This is a genomic window from Aequorivita capsosiphonis DSM 23843 (assembly GCF_000429125.1).
Taxonomy (GTDB): domain Bacteria; phylum Bacteroidota; class Bacteroidia; order Flavobacteriales; family Flavobacteriaceae; genus Aequorivita; species Aequorivita capsosiphonis.
The window spans coordinates 60,916-81,152 of the sequence record NZ_KE386851.1; the positions used below are offsets into that span (position 1 = coordinate 60,916).

15 protein-coding genes are annotated in these 20,237 nt (G+C 36.3%); 9 read left to right on the plus strand and 6 right to left on the minus strand.

Going from position 1 to position 20,237, the window contains the following annotated elements:
• From G440_RS21715 to G440_RS0118980, 4 genes are all read right to left on the minus strand, one after another.
• A partial coding sequence (locus G440_RS21715; RefSeq protein ID WP_425393632.1) for a hypothetical protein occupies positions 1-137 on the minus strand: 137 nt, incomplete at its 3' end.
• Positions 97-780, minus strand: a complete 684-nt coding sequence (locus tag G440_RS0118970) for a cell division ATP-binding protein FtsE (protein ID WP_026452734.1) — start codon at positions 778-780, stop codon at positions 97-99. The genes G440_RS0118970 and G440_RS21715, both read right to left, overlap by 41 nt.
• Before the next feature lie 96 nt (positions 781-876).
• Positions 877-1,335 (minus strand): hypothetical protein, encoded by a 459-nt coding sequence (locus G440_RS20460; RefSeq protein WP_051285478.1) that lies wholly within the window; start codon positions 1,333-1,335, stop codon positions 877-879.
• 75 nt (positions 1,336-1,410) lie between these two features.
• Positions 1,411-1,992: a transposase gene (locus G440_RS0118980; RefSeq protein ID WP_026452735.1), complete on the minus strand. Its 582-nt coding sequence runs from the start codon at positions 1,990-1,992 to the stop codon at positions 1,411-1,413.
• A 375-nt stretch (positions 1,993-2,367) separates the two neighbouring features.
• On the opposite strand from G440_RS0118980, the gene G440_RS0118985 reads away from it, so the two are divergent.
• The 4 genes from G440_RS0118985 to G440_RS0119000 all read left to right on the plus strand — a co-directional run bounded on the left by G440_RS0118985 (position 2,368) and on the right by G440_RS0119000 (position 9,571).
• Complete coding sequence (locus G440_RS0118985; RefSeq protein WP_026452736.1) at positions 2,368-5,379, plus strand: tetratricopeptide repeat protein; 3,012 nt, start codon at positions 2,368-2,370, stop codon at positions 5,377-5,379.
• Positions 5,380-5,455: 76 nt separating this feature from the next.
• A complete protein-coding gene (locus G440_RS0118990) occupies positions 5,456-7,216 on the plus strand; it encodes a porin family protein (protein ID WP_026452737.1) in 1,761 nt (586 codons plus the stop codon).
• 79 nt (positions 7,217-7,295) lie between these two features.
• The gene (locus tag G440_RS0118995; RefSeq protein WP_026452738.1) at positions 7,296-7,838 is read left to right on the plus strand and encodes an SLATT domain-containing protein; all 543 of its coding nucleotides are present in this window, start codon (positions 7,296-7,298) and stop codon (positions 7,836-7,838) included.
• 95 nt (positions 7,839-7,933) lie between these two features.
• A complete protein-coding gene (locus G440_RS0119000; RefSeq protein WP_026452739.1) occupies positions 7,934-9,571 on the plus strand; it encodes an amidohydrolase in 1,638 nt (545 codons plus the stop codon).
• Positions 9,572-9,661: 90 nt separating this feature from the next.
• On the opposite strand, the gene G440_RS0119005 is transcribed toward G440_RS0119000, so the two are convergent.
• Positions 9,662-10,369, minus strand: coding sequence for a class I SAM-dependent methyltransferase (locus G440_RS0119005; RefSeq protein WP_026452740.1), 708 nt, complete (start codon positions 10,367-10,369; stop codon positions 9,662-9,664).
• A gap of 232 nt (positions 10,370-10,601) precedes the next feature.
• Between G440_RS0119005 and G440_RS0119010 the strand changes: the two genes are divergently transcribed.
• Positions 10,602-11,099 carry a YkgJ family cysteine cluster protein gene (locus G440_RS0119010; RefSeq protein WP_026452741.1) on the plus strand — a complete coding sequence of 166 codons (498 nt, stop codon included), beginning with the start codon at positions 10,602-10,604 and terminating at the stop codon, positions 11,097-11,099.
• A 196-nt stretch (positions 11,100-11,295) separates the two neighbouring features.
• Here G440_RS0119010 and G440_RS0119015 read toward each other — a convergent pair whose 3' ends face one another.
• Positions 11,296-12,531 carry an exo-beta-N-acetylmuramidase NamZ family protein gene (locus G440_RS0119015; protein ID WP_026452742.1) on the minus strand — a complete coding sequence of 412 codons (1,236 nt, stop codon included), beginning with the start codon at positions 12,529-12,531 and terminating at the stop codon, positions 11,296-11,298.
• Positions 12,532-12,540: 9 nt separating this feature from the next.
• On the opposite strand from G440_RS0119015, the gene G440_RS0119020 reads away from it, so the two are divergent.
• The 4 genes from G440_RS0119020 (at position 12,541) to G440_RS0119035 (ending at position 20,126) form a co-directional block, all read left to right on the plus strand.
• Positions 12,541-13,776 carry an ABC transporter permease gene (locus G440_RS0119020; protein ID WP_026452743.1) on the plus strand — a complete coding sequence of 412 codons (1,236 nt, stop codon included), beginning with the start codon at positions 12,541-12,543 and terminating at the stop codon, positions 13,774-13,776.
• A gap of 625 nt (positions 13,777-14,401) precedes the next feature.
• Positions 14,402-16,426, plus strand: a complete 2,025-nt coding sequence (locus tag G440_RS0119025; RefSeq protein WP_026452744.1) for a T9SS type A sorting domain-containing protein — start codon at positions 14,402-14,404, stop codon at positions 16,424-16,426.
• Between the two features lie 125 nt (positions 16,427-16,551).
• Positions 16,552-19,389 carry a sensor histidine kinase gene (locus G440_RS21300; protein ID WP_051285479.1) on the plus strand — a complete coding sequence of 946 codons (2,838 nt, stop codon included), beginning with the start codon at positions 16,552-16,554 and terminating at the stop codon, positions 19,387-19,389.
• Positions 19,386-20,126: a LytR/AlgR family response regulator transcription factor gene (locus G440_RS0119035; RefSeq protein ID WP_026452746.1), complete on the plus strand. Its 741-nt coding sequence runs from the start codon at positions 19,386-19,388 to the stop codon at positions 20,124-20,126. The genes G440_RS21300 and G440_RS0119035 overlap by 4 nt, the downstream gene beginning before the upstream one ends.
• The last annotated feature ends 111 nt before the right edge of the window (positions 20,127-20,237 follow it).

Here is a 20,237-nt window from a genome sequence, read left to right on the forward strand (position 1 = left end):
CTGACCACTGACCACTGACCACTGACCACTGACCACTGACCACTGACCACTGACCACTGACCACTGACCACTGACCACTGACCACTGACCACTGAACTAAACCGTCTTCTGAACAACTTCAAAAATTTGATTTTCATCGCATTTTAGAGTTTTGGAAGGATATTTTAGTAATAGGGCATAATCGTGAGTAGCCATCAAAATGGTGTTTCCATTTTTGTTTATTTCGCGTAAAACTTCCATTACTTCCACGCTGGTTTGCGGATCTAGATTTCCGGTGGGCTCATCTGCGAGAATGAGTTCGGGGTCATTTAAAAGCGCACGTGCAATGGCAACGCGTTGCTGCTCTCCACCTGAAAGCTGATAAGGATATTTAAAGGCCTTGGTTTTCATCGCCACTTTATCCAAGACTTCATTTATTTTACTTTCCATAGCCGACTTATCTTTCCAGCCAGTAGCAGTAAGCACAAAACGCAGGTTTGCTTCCACGGTGCGGTCATTGAGTAGTTTAAAATCCTGAAAAACGACTCCGAGCTTTCTTCTTAAAAATGGAATTTCAGATTCTTTTAAGCTTGCCAAATCATAGCCCACAATATTTCCTTCACCTTCCAGCAACGGTATATCGCCGTAGAGGGTTTTCATAAAACTACTTTTTCCAGTCCCCGTTTTTCCAATAAGGTAAACAAATTCGCCTTTATCTACAGAGACAGAAACATCTGAAAGTACTAAGTTATCGCCTTGATAAATGGCGGCATCTTTTAATTGTAATACGTGATTGGACATTTTTTAAGTTATGAGTTATGTGTGACTAAGATTCCCGAGCGGAGCGAGAGACAAAAGTAATTTGAATTACTGCCAACTGCAACTGAATACTGTTACTTATTTACTGGAAATCTTTTCTTTTAAAGTCTCAATTTCTTTTTGTTGTTGAAGTGTATAAAGCGTTAGCTCTTCAATTTTCTGAAGTAAGAGAAGGTTCATTTCTTTTAAAGACATTCCTTCCTCCTGCATTTTTAGGGCCGAAGGAACATTTGGCAAATGGTGGTTTTCTTTTAAAAAAGCTTCCAATTCTTCCAAAGAAATCAATTTGTATTCCGGCATGGTTTCAGAATATCCCTCGAAATACTTCTGAAAGACATAATCTGGAGTAACCGCTCCGTCCAAATCCACCAATACTTCTTGCGTGTGTATTATACCTTTTACGGTTAGAAGTTCATCAGGATTATTGGTTCCAATTCCAATCTTCCCATTTTTTTCTGAAAGATTTTTAAAAGGATTACGTTGGGCCGATGTGGATATAGATAGCAGGACGAATGCAATAATCAATAAATTTTTCATATCAATTGTTTGATTTTTTATAAAAATAGTTGATTTATTTGGTTTCGTTAAAAAATATATTATTTGAATTCTTTTTTAACGGAATTTATCGTTATCCCAATTTTCTGGGTTTTTTATTATATAATTTTCAATGCGCTGGTATTCTGCGTGGTTACGGATTATGTGGTCATGAAAACGGAATTGCCATCCATTTTCCAGCCCAATTCGGTTTGCATGTCGTGTTACTGCAGATTTATAGGAACTCACCATGGACGAAATGGTGTTTTTACCCTGGTTTTGGAACCGCGTTTTCCCCATCGATTCCCGTAGAGACAAGGCATGCCTTGTCTCTACCACGTCGACGTCCAAATCACGGTCCACCTCAAGATTCACGCCATCGTCCACCGGTTTATCAATCAATAAAATTCCGTGTATATGGTTGGGCATTACCACGAATTCACCCAACGAAACGAATTTTGAATGATTTGGAATTTCGTGCCACAAAATATCAGCTATAATCCCCAACGATGAAAAATCCATTTTCCTATTCTTTATTTTCCCAAAGAAATGATTCCTATTTTTGGTGCAAATGGTTATAAAATATGCGCCGTTCCATCCGTAATCCCACCATTGCGCACGGATGGATTCAATTCTATATTTTCTTCTAAATTTTGCCATTTTCAATTGATATTCAATGCTTTAAAATCAAATTTTACACCTTAAAAATAAAGAATATTCACATAAAAACCTCAAATGTAATTTATTGCTGTTTTCAACGTTCTAATTCTAAGAAAATCTACTAAAAAATCATACGTTAATTAAACCTTAAAAGTTACAGTATCGCAAAAAGCTACACATAGAACTGGTTTAACCTTCTTACATTTGCCGAAAATTCTTTGAATCCATCTATCGCCTCTTTATTGTTTCATAGTGATGCTATGCAACTTATGAAAAGCTTTCAATTAGATTCAAAATTTTTAATTTTCGCTTAAATCTAAAAGCTTAAACCAGCTTGGAACCTTAAATATCTTTACGCCTCAAAAACTGTAACTAATGATGAAGAATTTTCTTGTCTTTTCGCTTTTCGTATTCCTTTCATTTTCATCCTTTTCGCAGCAAACAGCCGCTTATACCAACGATCTGGTTTCTTATAATCAAGCCTTGGAACTCTACAATAATCAGCAATATCTAGCTGCGCAGAGCCTTTTTGATAAAGTTAAAAGCAACAGCGATGATGAAACCGTGCAAAGCGATTGCGCCTATTATATAGCTAACGCCGCGGTGCGCCTGAATCAGCAAAACGCAGATCAGTTAATGGAGGAGTTTGTAGTGAATTATCCCACAAGTATTAAACGTAATTCTGCCTATCTAGACGTTGCAAACTACTATTTTGAAAATGGAAAATATTCACATTCCCAAAAGTGGTTTGATAAAGTGGATCAATCTGGTTTAAGCAGAAGTGAGCAAGAAAAGTTCAACTTTAATAACGGCTATGTATATTTTAAGGCGAAGCGTTATGAGGAAGCAAAGCAATATTTCAACAAAGTTTCTACTTCCCAAAAATATGGGTCGCAGGCAAAATACTATTTGGGGTTTATAGCCTATGAAGGTGATGATTATGAAGAAGCCAATCAGCAATTTGAGCAGGTAAAAGGAGAAGAACGTTATTCCGAAGATTTAAGTTATTACCAGGCGGATATGAATTTCAAACTTGGAAAATTTCAAGAGGCTATTGATATGGGGAAGGAGCAATACGCTAAATCCAGCCCACAGGAAAAAAGTCAGCTTTCAAAAATTATTGGCGAAAGCTATTTTAACCTAGAACAATATTCCGAGGCTGTACCTTATTTAAAGAACTACAAAGGCACTCGCGGAAAATGGAACAATACGGATTACTATCAGTTGGGTTATGCCTATTATCAGCAAAACGATTTCGAAAGTGCCATTGGTGAGTTCAATAAAATTGTGGATGGGAAGAACGCCGTAGCGCAAAATGCCTATTATCATCTGGCAGAAAGCTATCTAAAACTCGACAAAAAACAGGAAGCCTTAAACGCTTTTAAAAATGCTTCGGAAATGGATTTCAGTCCAGAAATTCAGGAAGATGCTTATTTAAACTATGCCAAATTGAGTTATGAAATAGGGAACAGTTACAAAAGCACACCGAAAGTATTACTTTCTTTTATTGAAAAATACCCGAACAACGCTAATAACGATGACCTTAAAAAGCTGTTGATTGACAGTTATATTACTTCTAAGAACTATAAGGAGGCATTAGACTTGCTGGAAAACAATAAAAATTTCGCGGATAAAGCGGCCTACCAAAAAGTTGCTTTTTACAGAGGGATCGAACTTTATAACGAAGGAGATTACAACGAAGCGATTTCTTTTTTAGACAGAAGTTTAAAGGAACCTCAAGACGCAAATTTTAAGGCGCGGGCCGTTTATTGGAAAGCGGAAAGCGATTATCAGCTTTCAAATTTTGATAAAGCATTGTCAGGCTACAAGCAGTTTCAGCAATTGCCGGAGGCAAAAAATACTTCGGAATATAAAGATTTGAATTATAATTTGGGTTATAACCATTTCAAACTTAAAAATTACAGTGATGCCATTTCGAACTTTAAAAGTTATGTAGGTTCTTCTACAGCTGAAAAAGTTCGTAAAAAAGATGCTTATCTGCGGATGGGCGATAGTTATTTTGTTACCAGTCAATATTGGCCAGCAATGGAAAACTATAATTCGGCAATTGAATTGGGTGATAGTGATTATGCAGAGTTTCAAAAGGCAATCAGTTATGGTTTTGTGGATAGAAGTGACAAGAAAATTGAAGAGTTAATTGCTTTTGTAAAGAAATATTCAAAATCTCCTTATCGTGATGATGCGTTGTATGAACTTGGAAATACCTATGTAGCACAAGGGAAAACCAACGAAGGGATTTCAGCTTATGATCAATTGATTCGGGACATTCCAAATAGCGCATTTGTTTCAAAGTCATTATTGAAAAAAGCATTGATCTACAATAACACTGGAAAGAGCAATGAAGCTTTGACTATTTTTAAAAGAGTAGCCAAAGATTTTCCATCTACACCTGAAGCGCTGCAAGCAGTTTCTTCTGCAAAAATTATTTATATAGATCAAGGAAATGTTGACGAATATGCGCGTTGGGTAAAGACATTAGATTATGTGCAAGTGGGTGATACCGAGCTAGACGATGCAGCGTATTTAGCAGCCGAGCAGCCGTATTTGGAAAATAACCAATCACAGGCAAAAAGTAGATTTGAGGCATATTTGAAACAATTTCCGAATGGTCAGCACGCCATGCAGGCACACTTTTACCTAGGCCAAATTTATTTTGGCGATCAAAAGAACGACCAAGCCATTCCGCATTTTGAATATGTTGTAAAGCGGGAACGAAGCGAATTTACAGAGCAGGCCTTGGCACGGATTTCAGAGTTGTATCTGGGTAAAAAAGATTACAAAAGTGCGCTTGCCTATTTACAACGATTGGAAGCGGAAGCGGATTTTCCGCAGAACATTATTTTTGCGCAAACCAACAGCATGAAGGCTTCTTATGAATTGAAACAATATTCAGAAGCAGTTAGTTATGCTGAAAAAGTACTTCAGAATTCAAAAATTGATAACGCGATTAAAAGTGATGCGCAGGTGATTATTGCACGTTCCGCAATGAAAACCAATAATGAAGCAAAAGCGAAAACAGCTTATGCCGAAGTGCAGAAAATCGCCACAGGGCAACTTGCTGCTGAAGCGCTTTACTACGATGCCTATTTTAAAAATAAAGAAAAGAACTACGAAGGCTCAAATGCTTCTGTACAGAAATTGGCCAAAGATTATTCTGGCTACAAATTATTCGGTGCAAAAGGTTTGGTGTTAATGGCCAAGAATTTTTATGAATTGAAAGATGCTTATCAAGCGACTTATATTTTAGAAAGTGTAACCAAAAATTTTACAGATTTCCCTGAAGTTGTAGCAGAAGCAAAAGCAGAATTGGCAGTAATCAAAAACGCCGAGGCCAAAACAAATTCATCTGTAGAAACAGAAAACTAATCCTATAAAAACCCTTCCAGAGTTTTGAACTCTGGAAGGGCTATTCCAAAATATTATAATTATAAACCTTGAAAATATGTCCATAAAACAAATAGTTTTATTTTCAATTCCCGCATTATTGCTAGCTCAATTTTCTGCTTTCTCCCAAGAAAAGGAACTTGATCCAGAGGTAGTAAATATTGTAAAACCATATACACCTACAATTTCAGATGCCTTTAAAGTGAAGGAAACACCGTCATTGAACGATTCAGTTTCCACCACAAAGAAGGATGTGAAATACAGTATTTTCTCTGTACCAGTAGCTTCTACTTTTACTCCTGCAAAGGGAAAAGCGGCAACAGTTGAAAAAACCAAGCCTATAAAACTGTATGATAACTACGCTACTTTGGGCTTTGGGAATTACACATCTATTTTAGGGGAGTTATACAGCAATTTTGAAATCAGTCGCACGGATAATGCTGGGTTTTTCTTTCGTCACAATTCCTCGCAAGGTGATATTAAAGATGTGAGATTGGACAATCAGTATTATGACACCAGTCTTGATGCAAATTATACCAGCCGTCAAAAAAATGCAACCTATAGATTGGATGCAGGCGTAGAGCACCAAATTTTTAATTGGTACGGTTTACCGAATGATAATATACTTGCTATTCCGGTAGCGGATGTTTTCAATATAGACCCATTACAAATGTATTTTAGCGGGTACGTAGGTGGAAGTATCACTTTGGATGAATCATTTTTTGATAGAGCAACGGCAAATGTCAGGTATTTGGGAGATGCGTTTTCTTCTTCGGAATTTAATGTAAAATTTAAACCAGAATTTTCATTTCCGTTAGAAAACTTGACTTTGAAAATTGACGGGGATATTGATTATTTAAGCGGAAGTTTTAAGCGGGATTATGCGAATATTTCAGATGTAAAATACAGTTATTTGAATGCTGGTTTAATGCCTTCCATCACTTTCGTAAATGAAGATCTTACACTTTCTTTGGGCGTTGCAGGATATGTTAGCGTAGATTCTGAGAACAGCAACACTCACTTTTCGTTATATCCAAAAGTGAATGTTTCTTATCGTTTACTAGATGAGACTGTAATTCTTTATGGTGGGGCAGACGGTGGGCTTCAACAAAACAGTTTTTATAACTTTAAGGAAGAAAATCCATACGTTTCACCAACATTGGCTATTGCGCCAACAAAAAAGCTATATAATGGTTTTGGGGGTGTTAAAGGAAAGCTTTCCAATGCTATAGGCTACAACGCGAGGATTTCCTATGGAAAGGATGAAAATAAAGCGCTGTTTCAGAAAAATACCATAAAAACTTACAATACAAGTTTTAAAGGATATGATTACGGAAATTCTTTTAATGTGGTTTATGACGATGTAAATACATTAGCCTTTTTTGGAGAAGTGAAAGTGGAAATTTCAGATAAATTCACTTTAGGAGTTAATGCCAATTACTACAGTTATAGCACAGACCCGCCTGCCGGACGGGCAGGGTTTCAAAATGAAGCCTGGAACCTTCCGGAGATAAAGGCTTCCTTATTTTCAAATTTCAACATCACAGAAAAGTTATACGGTGGTGCTTCCATATTCTATGTAGGCGAGCGTAAAGATTTAATTACTTCAGACCTTTCTTTTGGTAACGTAGATCCACAAACGGTGACATTAGATGGCTATGTAGATGCCAATTTGAGTTTAGGGTATAGATTTACGGATCGGCTTTCGGTTTTCGTAAAAGGAAGTAATCTTTTCGGAGATAATTACGAAAAGTGGATGGATTATCCTGTGCAGGGAATTCAGGGTTTGGCTGGAGTTACTTATAAGTTTGATTGGTAGTATTTTAGGTAATTTTGTTTGTACATTTACATATTCCACTTGGAGTATTGTATTTAAAAAACAATAATTACTTTTTAAAATGTCAACCAAAAGTAAAAGGCAATTCTCACAAAACGAGCAAGAAGATATGCTTGCTGAATTCTACAACAATATTATAACAGGCGAAGACAAACCTTCTACTGAATACCAAAAAAAGTTTTTATTGCAATTATTGAATACAAAAATTGCAAAAATTGAATCTAAAACAAAAAACATAAAATTATTAAATTTTGCGTTGAATATAACGGTTATGGTATTCTCTGGACTTACCACCATACTTCTGGGACTTAAATTTAATGACAATGAGCTCTTAACAAAAAACCTAAATAATGCAGCGCTAATCATTAGCGCTTCCATAAGTTTTTTAAGTGGTTTGGCTGTCTTTTGGGATACAGAAAACTATTGGATCCGCAACAAAATTATGCTTAATAGGCTAAAAGAAATAAGGTATGAATATGTTTTCTATTTAGCGGGAAATTCAGAAATTACCACGGCTAGTATACTGCCGTTTTTAACAAAATTCCTTGATAGTTTAGGCGATGAATACTGGGAAAAATTTCTAAAGAGCGAAAAAGAAAAATAGAATACAAACAATAATATTTCTTTTAAAAATTATAAATTCTGAAAACATCCGTCTTTGGCGGATGTTTTCTATTTTTGCACCTCAATAACTTCAGAATGAAAAAAATACTATTCCTTTTTATAGCAATCACATTATTTTCCTGCGCTCCCGATAAACTCCCGGCAGATTTATTAATAAAAAATGCTACTATTTATACAGTTGATAAAGATTTTAGCACTGCAAATGCATTGGTTGTAAAAGACGGTAAAATTCTGGAAATTGGTCTTAAACCTGAACTTGAACTCAAATATCAAATAAAAAAGACCTACGATGCCAAAGGGAATACAGTAGTTCCGGGTTTGATTGACGCACACGCACATTTATACGGATTGGGTCTTGGGCTTCAGAATGTTGATTTGGTAGGAACAACCAGCTTCGATGAGGTTTTAGGGAAAGTAGTAGCTTTCCAGGAGGAGAAAAACCTTCCCTATATAATAGGCCGTGGTTGGGATCAAAATAAATGGGAGAATAAAAATTTTCCTACAAAAACAAGACTTGATTCGTTGTTTCCAGACACACCAGTTGCTTTACGAAGAATAGATGGCCATGCCTTATTAGTCAATTCAAAAGCATTGGAGCTTGCGGGAATTACAGCAAAAACAAAAGTAGATGGAGGGGAAGTAGTTCTTGAAAATGGCGAACCAACTGGAATTCTTATCGATAATCCTATGGAATTGGTTAATAAAACATTTCCTCCAACCACTAAAGAAGTTTCCATTGAGGCACTTCTGGATGCGCAAAAAATAGCTTTGGAATACGGATTAACAACGGTTGATGATGCTGGCTTAGATAGAAATATAATCGAACTTATTGATACACTTCAAAAAGAAGGGAAATTTAAGTTGAGGATATATGCAATGATTAGCAACAGTCCTGAGAATGTAGATTATTATCTAGAAAACGGCACGTATAAAACCGATAGGCTTAATGTTGGATCTTTTAAGGTATATACCGATGGAGCCTTAGGGTCACGCGGAGCTGCGATGCGCAAACCTTATAGCGATGCGCACAATCACTTCGGTGCTATGATAACAACTGAGGATAGTTTAAATATTTTGGCCAAAAAATTAGCAGCTACAGAATTTCAAATGAACAGTCACGCTATTGGTGACTCTGCGAACATTGCAGTTTTACGAGCTTACAGTAAAGCCTTGGAAGGACAAACCGACCGACGTTGGAGGGTAGAACACGCGCAGATAATTCCGCCAGAAGGCTTTGATTATTTTTCAAAGAACCATAATATAATTCCGTCGGTACAGCCTACGCACGCTACAAGCGATATGTATTGGGCCGAAGATAGAATAGGAGCTGAGAGAATGAAAGGAGCTTATGCTTATAAAGAATTGTTGGATAAATCGGGGGTAATAGCACTGGGAACTGACTTCCCTGTGGAACAAGTAAACCCAATGTACACTTTCTACGCCGCCGTTGCACGTAAAGATTTAAAGAACTACCCAGAAGATGGTTTTCAAATGAAGGATGCGCTTACCAGGGAAGAAGCGCTGTGCGGAATGACCATTTGGGCAGCTTTTGCAAACTTTGAAGAAAATGAAAAAGGAAGTATTGAAGTAGGAAAATTTGCTGACTTCACCATTCTAGACAAAGATATTATGGAGGTTGATGAAGACGAATTGCCGAACACAAAAGTGATGGCAACTTTCGTTAATGGAGAAAAGGTCTATGAAGCTGAATAAAATCTCTGCGACCTCTGCGGCTCTGCGGTGCAATTATTACCGCAAAGCCGCAGAGGTCGCAAAGCCATTCTTTTTAAAAGCTGTTGACGCCTATTTGCCAACAGTAATTCTTCCCAAATAATCAAAATTTTCTCCGCGAGCAATTACTTCAAAATTGAGATTGTTAAGAGTGCAGATATTTTCAAAAGTTTTTTCATCTAAATACAGCCAGTCAAAAGGCTCACTTTCCATATCTTTATAGCGCATTGTAAATTCCAATTCGCCGTAATAGCGGTCTGCAGGAACCATAATCCCACCTTCTTCGGTGGAATCATACATATATTGTAAATCGCTTGAATCTATCAGTATCTGACCGTTTGGACTCAGTAGGGATTTTAATTGTTGAAGATATTTCGAAGTGTTTTCAAGGTTCTGAAAAATTCCTGTTCCATTCATCAACAACAAAATAGTATCGAAAGATTCACCTTGAAGTTGAAGCAAATCAATGTTTTCAGCGTTTTTTACACCTCTCAGTTTACAGACTTCTATGGCGCCTTTGGAAGTGTCGATCGCCATTACATCAAAACCTTTTTCCTGGAGGTAAAGTGAATGACTCCCTGCGCCACAACCCACGTCAAGGATCTTTCCTTTTGCGGATTTTAATGCCTTTTGTTCAATCTTAGGCATTTCCACAAAAGTTCTAAAAAGATAGGGAAGGGGTAATTCATCTTCTTCCGAAATATTTGTTTCGGTGAATATATCTTCGGAATAATTTCGGTTGTAATAATCTAATAGTGCGATCCCGATGATGTCTGTCATATTTTTGTAAATGAATGAAATAGTTTGGAGATGAAAATTTCAATGCGAAAGTATTGTTATTCGTTGACATTCTTCAAAATTATTTTGGTGAAATAAGAAGCGAGAACATTTTGAATAGTAGTTTTGCAACTGTATTTAGAATTACATTAGTCATAAAAATAACTTTGCGTTCTCCGCGTCTCTGCGGTGGAAGTTAACCGCTAAGGCGCAGAGAGCGCAAAGAAAATTTGTAATGGAAAACATCTTAAAACAACTCCCACAAAAAGCCAAGGAAGCCGAAGCTGAAAACAAAAAGTTTTTCGCGAAGCTAAAGAAAAAGCCGCCAAAGCATTTGGACACTTTGATGCAGGAATTGCACGAAAATGAATTCCGAAGAACGGACTGCCTAACTTGTGCCAACTGTTGCAAAACTACTGGGCCGCTTTTCACGGATAAAGATGTTGAACGGATTTCAAAGCATTTCCGAATGAAGCCGCAGCAGTTTATTGAAACTTATTTACGGGTTGATGAAGATAAGGATTACGTCTTGCAAAGCGTTCCCTGCACCTTTTTAGGAGCAGATAATTATTGTAGTATCTATGATGTACGTCCAAAAGCCTGTAGAGAATTTCCCCATACAGACCGTAAGAAATTTCAGCAAATATCAAACCTTACCATGCAGAATGTCGCCATTTGCCCCGCAGCTTTTAATATTGTGGAGGAGATGAAACGAAGGGTAAATTCCAAATAACAAGCTCCAAATTATAAATAAATTCCAAAAATGAAATATTGAAATTTTCAAAGACTAACTGTATCTTTACTGAAGAAAACGAGATGTTTTTCGTGAGTGTTTGAAGTTTGATTTTTTAATTTTGTTTTTTTTATTTGGAATTTGGTTCTTCTGTTTTGGGGCTTCTTTAGACTAAAGATTGTTCAATGTATTAAAACTACTCATAAATTAGATATTTCTTTCTAATCTTCTCAAAACCCATTAGTCCATCCTTCCAAGAATCCCGAATAGCTTCCGCAGACATTCCTTGTTCAATTTGTTGTTGTAGTTTCTTCGTTCCGGAGAGTTTTACAAAAAACGAATTGAAAAAATTTTTCTTTTTCCCGTTGGCATTGTATGCATTTATCAACCATTCCAGATTAATTTTACTTAAGCGTGGTTCTTTCCGAAGATCTTTTCCGCGGCAAAGTTGACCTTTAAATTTCGGACTTTTTGCGCCTTCGTTTGATTCTGGTGTGTATTCAAAAGTATATTTTGAAGCTGGCAAACTCGGCGCACCAAATACCTGGAATTGCATATCGGTTCCACGGCCAGCATTTATAAATGTTCCTTCAAAAAAGCAAAGACTTGGATAGAGGTTGATGGCTTTGTCATTCGGTAAATTAGGCGAAGGCTTTATCGGCAATGAGTAGGCTGTTTGGTGGGTGTAATTTTTCATTTTAATAACGCTTAATTCGCATTTCACGTTATTTTTTAACCAACTTTCCCCATTGATCATTTGGGCATATTCCCCCATAGTCATTCCGTGGACAATAGGAATTGGATGCATTCCCACAAAACTTTCATGCTCTTTTTCCAGAATAGGTCCGTCAATATAATGTCCGTTGGGGTTTGGACGATCCATAACAATAACCGGGATTCCTGCATCGGCGCAGGCCTCCATTACATAATGAAGGGTGGATATGTAAGTATAAAAACGAGCGCCCACATCCTGAATGTCAAATATCACTACGTCAATTCCTTTTAATTGTTCTTGGGAAGGTTTTTTGTTGCTGCCATAGAGTGAAATTAGTGGCACACCAGTTTTTGCATCCACGCCATCCTTCACGTGTTCCCCTGCATCCGCGGTACCTCGAAAACCGTGTTCAGGCGCAAAGACTTTTTTTACTGAAACTTTTTTCGAAATCAAGAAATCCACCAAATGTTGATTTTCCTTTTCCAAGAAGGAAGTCTGATTGGCAACAACTCCCACATTTTTATTCTTAAGCAATTCAGAATAAAGATGAAACTGCTCTGCGCCAACCATAATCGAATTGCCTTCCTCATTTCCCCCTTCAAGGGCTAGGGGGATCCCATCTTGTTTTTCCCCTTTGGGGGTTAGGGGGCTATTTCCGCATGAAAAAACGGTCAAAACAACCAATAAAAATGTATTTTTGAAAAAAGTTAAGCCCATATAATCTCAGTGAATTTCGAATTTTTCATCGCCCGGCGCATCATCGCTTCCAAGGACTATAAAAGTAGTATTTCGGCACCGATTATAAAAATTGCAATTACCGCAATCGCACTGGGTATTATTATGATGCTAGTCTCCATTGCCACAAGCGTTGGGCTTCAAAAAAAGATCCGCGAAAAAGTTTCTGCTTTTAACGGAGATATCATAATTACCAACTTCGACACCAATTTTTCCAACGATTCACAAAATCCCATTTCAAAAAATCAGAATTTTTATCCAAAATTTAAAACTATCGACGGGATAAAACACGTGCAAGTTACTGCTTCCAAAGGAGGTGTTATCCGTACCGAAAACGATTTTGAAGGAGTAGTTGTAAAAGGCGTGGGCGACGATTATGATTGGGCGTATTTTAAAGACTTTTTAGTTAGAGGAAAACTTCCAGACTTTAAAGGTGATTTAAATAGTGATATACTGATTTCTGAATATTTGGCGAAAAGACTTCATTTAAAATTGGGGGATAAAGTAACAACCTTCTTTTTAAACGACGAAGTTTCTAAAACGCCGCGTAGTCGTGGGTTTGACATCGTTGGAATTTATAACAGCGGCTTTCAACAATTTGATGAGCAGTTTGTAATTACGGATATCCGCCATATTCAACGTTTAAATAAATGGGAGCCCGATCAGATTGGTGCTTTTGAGGTTTTTGTAAATGATTTTGACGATATAGTTCCTATAGGCAACGAAGTCTATAACGAAACTGGAAGCACATTGGATACTCAGACAATCCGCAATAAATTCGCCTCTATTTTTGAATGGATTGATCTTTTCGACTTTAATGTTGCAATGATTATTGGAATTATGATTCTTGTAGCTGGAATCAATATGATAACCGCACTTTTGGTTTTGATCTTGGAACGCACCCAAATGATTGGAATCCTGAAGGCTTTGGGAAGTAGTGATTGGAGTATTCGGAAAGTGTTTTTATATAACGCAATGTACTTAATTGGCGTTGGACTTTTCTGGGGAAATGTAATAGGAATAGGCTTAATGCTGATCCAGAAATACGGCAAGGTTTTTAAGCTAAATCCAGATACGTATTACGTAAATGAAGCTCCAGTTTACTTACATTGGGATTATATTTTAATCTTAAATGCGGGAACGTTTTTGCTTTGTTTGTTGATGCTTTTAATCCCTTCATTTATTATTGCGAAGATTTCTCCTGTGAAGGCGATTCGTTTTGATTAATCGAAAGACCTCACAGGTTTTCCTCCTACACCAAAAAAGCTTCGGTGGACAAGTTGAAATCTCTTCTAGCTTTTCGTGTATGTCAAAGCTATAGCAAATTGCATATGGAGGATGTTTTATAATTCACAATACTCATTTTAATATTGGAGTCTGTATTTATTTGAACTGGAATTACATTTTAATTTCAAATATGGACTTATTTCTGCTTTATCTTTTGAAAAATTGCTCCGATGAAGGCTATTGCTTTTAAGTGATTTTATAAGAGGGATTTATCCTTTTATAGAATGAACAGGACTGATTATCGAACCATCTCTACCAATAAGAAAGTCGGTCTTTTTACTTTCTACTATAAACTTAATATTTGAATAGAATTAAAAGCGACATTCCTGACTCCTCAATATTGTATCAATCAACATTCAGAGTCGCAATTAATTCAATATCTATCCCCAAAGACACTTCCCCGATAGGGTGAAAGAGATTACCGCTAAACTTACTTTTTAATAGAAAATAAAATAATTGCGTGTTTCATTTTATGCCATGTTGCCCCTCAAAATTTTAATGGTTTTTTATAAGGAGAAAGCCGAAAATCCTAAAAAGAGTAGGTAAAACTAATCAATTAGAAATTATGAAAACAATCAAACAATTAATCTTAGTATTGTATATTATCGGTGGCAGTCTTGAAGGGACCGCTCAAGTTGGGCCTAGTTGTCTGACTTTTGATGGCACAAATGATTATTTAAAAGCATCAAGTTATCCACTAAATCAAATTAAGAAGGGTGATTTCACTTTCGAGGCTTGGATAAACGGTAATGAAGCGGATCAGATTTCTAACCCTACAATCTTTTCAAATCGTAATAGTATGTCAAAAGGAGTCGTTTTTTTCTTTCATAGAATGTGGGGAGCTTCGCCTTGGAAAATGTTGGCAGTTCGACTTGAGGATAGAAATTATTATGTTCTTAACAATGGAACATTAAATGCGAGTATGTTAGATGGACAGTGTCATCATGTTGCTATAACGAGAAGTGGTAAGCTACTTACTTTTTATTTTGATGGCACCTCAATTGGCACCTTAAACATTACTGGAAACCCTAAATTAAACTCCCCAAACGATCTTTATATAGGTCAGGATCCTTATAATGCAGCACCTTTTGAAGGAAATCTATCTCAAATTCGAATCTGGAACTATGCTCGTTCCCAAAGTGAAATTTCTAGCAATAAATACGTCAGCATATTTCCAGCCCCAGCGGGATTAGTTTCCAATTGGTGGATGAGCGAAGGTAAAGGGGAAATTATATATGATGCTGGCGGTTCCAACATTGCGCAACGTGGAAGTTCATCATCTCCAGATGTCAATGATCCAAGTTGGTATGCAGCCTGCTGTATTGACACTAAGCCTCCACCAACGGACGAGGGTGCGTATTGTTGCGAAGGAGAAAACTTAGTTGAGAATGGAAACTTTGAATTTGGCGATACAGGATTTGGCAGTGACTATTCCCAGAGTACGTCAACCTTTCCGGGAGAATACAACGTGACCAATAGTGCGAGTGCATTTGGCACTGTTGTAACTGATCATTCAAACTGCGTGGATCCTGCTCAGTATTCAAACAACACTAACTTTTTAGTAGTAAATGGTAAAACGCAGCAAACAGGCAAAAGTGTTATTTGGGAGCAAACAGTTTTTGTGGATGATTGGAAAGGCTATAAGTTTTGCTTTCAAGCTAAAAATCTAGATCAATGTACTTTTAACGTGGCTCCAATGCTGGATATAGAGTTTTCAATGCCTGTTGGAAATATCACCCAGACAATTTCTGCTCCGGTTGGACCATGCGGATGGCAAGAAATATCGAAAGGAATTGATTTATGGGGGTACGGCACTTCTTTGACCATAAAAATCTTATTGGACGAATCTGTCAATGGAGACGGAAATGACCTTGCAATTGACGACATTTCACTTATTCAATTAGAACAATGTCCAGCATCTTCTTCACAGTTTGATTTGACTACAGTTACACCCTATCCAAATAACCCTAATTTTTACTCAGTGATTGCAACCGCAGATATTGTTGCACCTTGTGAAGCTGTTTGGTGGAGCGTCTGCGAATATGATTTCTCATTGTCAGATTGTAAATCTGGAAGTGGATTAGAAGGTCAATGGTGGACCAACACAACAGATTTTAAAGGTTATGACGGTACGAGTACGTACAATTCTTCTGTAGATCCAGGTCAATTTGAATATGGTAAAATTTATAAAATTACCCGAGGTACTTGGGGAGAGTGTAATAGTTGGAATGAAACGGTAAAATTTATTGGTGCACTTCAGAGGGGTAGTATGATGATTTTTGATGAGGATGAATTTGAGGCAATGGACAAAACGGATTTGCAATCTAAATTTAACCAAAATGAAAGCGAGGAAGGTATTCTTATATATCCCAATCCGACTCATAACAACATAAATGTCTCTCTATTGAGTGAAAAGATGAAGGAGATCGCTATCTATTCACTATCTGGACAAATGGTATTTTCAGATCATTATGGAGATGGAAAAGAGCAGGAGATTATAGAAGTCTCTTCACTGGCATCTGGTATGTATTTTATTAAGGTGACGGGAAACACCAACAAGCAATATACAAGCAAAATAATAAAGGAGTAATTTAGGTTTTAAAAGCCTTTCGGGAAATTTTCCTGAAAGGCTTTTTTTGAGTTTATGTAATGATTTGAAAGCAAGTTGATTAGTTGTATTTTTTAGCTAACTTTAAACTAGCATTACCCTAAAACATGAAAACCAATAAATTCCATATCACACTTTGTTTGTTGAGTATGATATGGAATTTTTCTTTTTCCCAAAATTATATCAACTACACTGAAAAGGATGGCTTGGCCAGTAACTTTGTGTATAGAATGACCCAGGATAATGAAGGGTTCATCTGGTTTTTAACCGATAAAGGAATAAGTAAGTTTGATGGGAAGACTTTTAAGAACTTCACCACGAAAGAAGGATTGCCAACAAATGATAATTGGCATATCAGGATCGCTCCCGACAACAGAGTTTGGTATTTTTCAAGAAGTGATGCCTTGGGATATATTAACAATGATAGCGTATTTAAATTTAAAGCCAGTGATGGAAAAATGATGAATCCAATCTGGCAAATATTGCAATCAGGTAACGATATTTCATTTGTTTCCGGATCAAACAGATATCAATTTTCAGATACTATATGGCAATCTTCTAATGTCACAAAACAAAGAATTAAATTGCTTAATAGGGATGTATATATAGTTTCTGATACTACAATAAGAGATGTACAACTTGAGGATAAACAAGGAAGGCTTCTCTTATTACTGAAAAAAAATCGGGTTTACCGTAATTACTATCAATTTAGTGATTCCTTACTGGTTAAGGCCCATGATAGTTATTTCGAAATCATAAATTTAAACAGCTTTAAGGCTACTTATGGAGATATTTCGCATTTAGAAAAAAATGAGGCTCCATATCATGTTATCTGGTTTAATCTTGCAAATGATAAGTTACAACTCAGTGGTGGTAAATGGCTTATTACTTTCGATGACAAACTAAATATAAAACAAACCTATAGTATTCCCTCGCAGTTAAACGCCACTAATATCTTTCAGGATAAAGATGGGTTTATATGGGCTGCTACAAGTACGAATGGAGTTTATAAATTGCCCATTGGATATAGTTCAATATCAACTTATTTTGAAGATAAAAAGATGTCAAAAATAACTGAAATTGATAGTGTTGTCTATGTTGGGGTTGACGAAGAGGGGATTTATAAATTGGAAAACAACAAACCGAAACTGTGGGTCAAACAGAACAGGCATTTATATAATATCTCACTTATTAATGAAACAATCTGCTATAATTTTAGGCTCCATCTAATTTTAGAGAATAGAGAGGGATTTAAAAGAATCGAATCTTCAACCACTACCTTCACGTATGGTAAAAATCTATTACACTATAATAATATTTATTTCATGGAAGGTAATTCATCAATTTGGAGATTAAATAATAATTTTGAGTTTGAAAATGGATATTCTCAACACCCTTATTATCAAGGACTTTTTAACCAAAACGATTCGCTCTTTTCCTTTAGCTTTAAAAAGATGCTATTTTATAATACAGAAAAGGATATTTTTCAAGAGTATAAAGAAGAACAGATTCAGCAAAAATTTCTTACCAACACACTTTACAACGCTCAAAACTATATTGGCACCGAGGGAGATGGCTTGTATAAATTTTCAGAAGGGAAACTTCATAAATTAATTCGGGACGACACGGCTGTAATAAACCAAATTTCTGTTGAAAATTCCAACTCTATCTGGACGGTTTCCGAAGGGGTATTGCTTCATTATAAAGGGAATAATGCAGGGGCATTTTCAAGAGAACGGTATAATCAAATAAACGGACTGCCAACCAATAATTTAACTGAAGTGCTTTTTTACAAAAATCGGTTGTATTTGGGTTCTACTACTGGGCTTAATATCATTGATAAAACAGTAATTAAGCGAGCAAGTAATTTTACGCCCTACGTAAAGAGTGTTTATTTAAATGAAACTAAAATGGGCAGGAATTCTGTAGCGTATCTTTATAAGAAAAATGTTAACCTAAAAGTAAATTTTGGCGCTGTAAATTTCTTTGATCCCATTAATACAACATTTGAATATCGCCTAAGTCCAACACAGGCCAACTGGACAACCACAGCATCGGGAGAAGTAAATTTATACAATTTACAGCCTGAAGATTATACGTTGGAGCTTAAAGTAAACTACAATGGTATAAACAAAATTAAGAGTATCCCCCTTGCCGTTATTCCAAATTGGTGGCAAACTCCTACGTTTAAATGGGGTACTGTATTCCTGACCTTGATTTTGGTTTCTTTCGCTACTTGGGTAATTAGTAAAAACCTTCGAAAAAAACGAGAGGAAAAACTGATTCATGAGAGACAGATAGCACAATTGGAGCTGGGAGCATTGCGCTCACAGATGAACCCACATTTTGTCCATAATTCGTTAAATGCTATCCAGTATTATATTCAGAGGAATGAGGTAGAACTATCAGAAGACTACCTCGCAAAATTTGCTACGTTAATCCGCCTTTTCTTTGAATATTCCCGAAGGCGTACCATTAGTATAAAAGAGGAGGTTCTCCTTTTGGAGAATTATCTGGATGTTGAAAAACTTCGGTTTGAAGAAAAGCTGGAATATAAAATTATCATAGATAAAAAAATTGATAGTGATGAGCAGTTACTGCCCTCAATGATCTTACAGCCCATAGTTGAGAATGCTGTAAACCACGGCTTGTTCCATAAGGAAACGAACGGAAATATAGAAATTCGTTTTACGTATAATAACCCATCATCTTTTACTGTAACCATTAAAGATGACGGTATTGGAATATTAAAATCAAAGAAAATTTATAAAGAGTCATCCAAAAATTATCAATCCCGATCAACTAATGTATTACAGGAACGATTGAAACTCTTAAAACAAAGTAAAGAATGGAACGTAAGCTGTACAACTGAAGACCGCTCCCAGATTGAAGATTCATCAGGAACTTTAGTAACCCTTACGTTTAATCAACAATACATATTATGAAGGTAACAGCATTACTCGTGGACGACGAGCGAAAATCCCTTGCGATTTTAAAGAATAAACTGGAACGTTTATGTCCAGGAATTTCTATTATTGGTGAAACAAGAGATCCAAAAGAAGCATTAACACTTATAGAGCAATTGCAACCACAACTTGTCTTTTTGGACGTGGCCATGCCCGGTATGAGTGGTTTTGATCTTTTGGCCTCAACAAAATCACCTTCTTTTGAAGTTATTTTTGTTACCGCCTTTGATAATTATGCAATAGACGCCATCAACCACTGCGCCATTGGATATTTGGTAAAACCTGTAAAAAATGAAGATTTGATTGCAACCGTAGATAAGGCTATTTTAAATATAGAAGAAAAAACTGCTCTCATAAAAAACCAACTGCTTATAGAAAATTTAGGAGTACGAACTTTTCAAAAAAAGAAAATAGTCATCCCTACGCTGGAGGGTATGGAATTTGTTAAAATTAAAGAAATAATTCGTTGTGAAGGTGAAGACGGGTATACAAAGATTTATTTTAAAGCCCGAAAATCTATGTTGAGTTCTCACAGCATTGGCCATTTTAACTCACTATTAGAAAATCACGATTTTTATCTGGTTCATAAATCCCATCTCATAAATCTTTATCATATTGAAAAATATTTAAATGAAGGCACTGTAATTCTCTCCAATAACTATAAAATTCCGGTGTCAAGAAACAGAAGATCTGACTTTTTAAGTAAACTTAAGTAGTAGCTCAGTAGCTGTCTGTAAGGTTGAATAAGCCTCAGACCGATTAGGTTTTTACCTATGGGCAGTAGATTTTCAGCATAGATGGAAAACCTGTTCTAGCTTTTCTTTTCA

Excerpts from the sequence above, each read along its gene's own strand:
- G440_RS0118970 (WP_026452734.1), bottom strand. The coding sequence starts at position 780 with ATGTCCAATCACGTATTACAATTAAAAGATGCCGCCATTTATCAAGGC.
- G440_RS20460 (WP_051285478.1), bottom strand. The coding sequence starts at position 1,335 with ATGAAAAATTTATTGATTATTGCATTCGTCCTGCTATCTATATCCACA.
- G440_RS0118980 (WP_026452735.1), bottom strand. The coding sequence starts at position 1,992 with ATGGCAAAATTTAGAAGAAAATATAGAATTGAATCCATCCGTGCGCAA.
- G440_RS0118985 (WP_026452736.1), top strand. The coding sequence starts at position 2,368 with ATGATGAAGAATTTTCTTGTCTTTTCGCTTTTCGTATTCCTTTCATTT.
- G440_RS0118990 (WP_026452737.1), top strand. The coding sequence starts at position 5,456 with ATGTCCATAAAACAAATAGTTTTATTTTCAATTCCCGCATTATTGCTA.
- G440_RS0118995 (WP_026452738.1), top strand. The coding sequence starts at position 7,296 with ATGTCAACCAAAAGTAAAAGGCAATTCTCACAAAACGAGCAAGAAGAT.
- G440_RS0119000 (WP_026452739.1), top strand. The coding sequence starts at position 7,934 with ATGAAAAAAATACTATTCCTTTTTATAGCAATCACATTATTTTCCTGC.
- G440_RS0119005 (WP_026452740.1), bottom strand. The coding sequence starts at position 10,369 with ATGACAGACATCATCGGGATCGCACTATTAGATTATTACAACCGAAAT.
- G440_RS0119010 (WP_026452741.1), top strand. The coding sequence starts at position 10,602 with ATGGAAAACATCTTAAAACAACTCCCACAAAAAGCCAAGGAAGCCGAA.
- G440_RS0119015 (WP_026452742.1), bottom strand. The coding sequence starts at position 12,531 with ATGGGCTTAACTTTTTTCAAAAATACATTTTTATTGGTTGTTTTGACC.
- G440_RS0119025 (WP_026452744.1), top strand. The coding sequence starts at position 14,402 with ATGAAAACAATCAAACAATTAATCTTAGTATTGTATATTATCGGTGGC.
- G440_RS21300 (WP_051285479.1), top strand. The coding sequence starts at position 16,552 with ATGAAAACCAATAAATTCCATATCACACTTTGTTTGTTGAGTATGATA.
- G440_RS0119035 (WP_026452746.1), top strand. The coding sequence starts at position 19,386 with ATGAAGGTAACAGCATTACTCGTGGACGACGAGCGAAAATCCCTTGCG.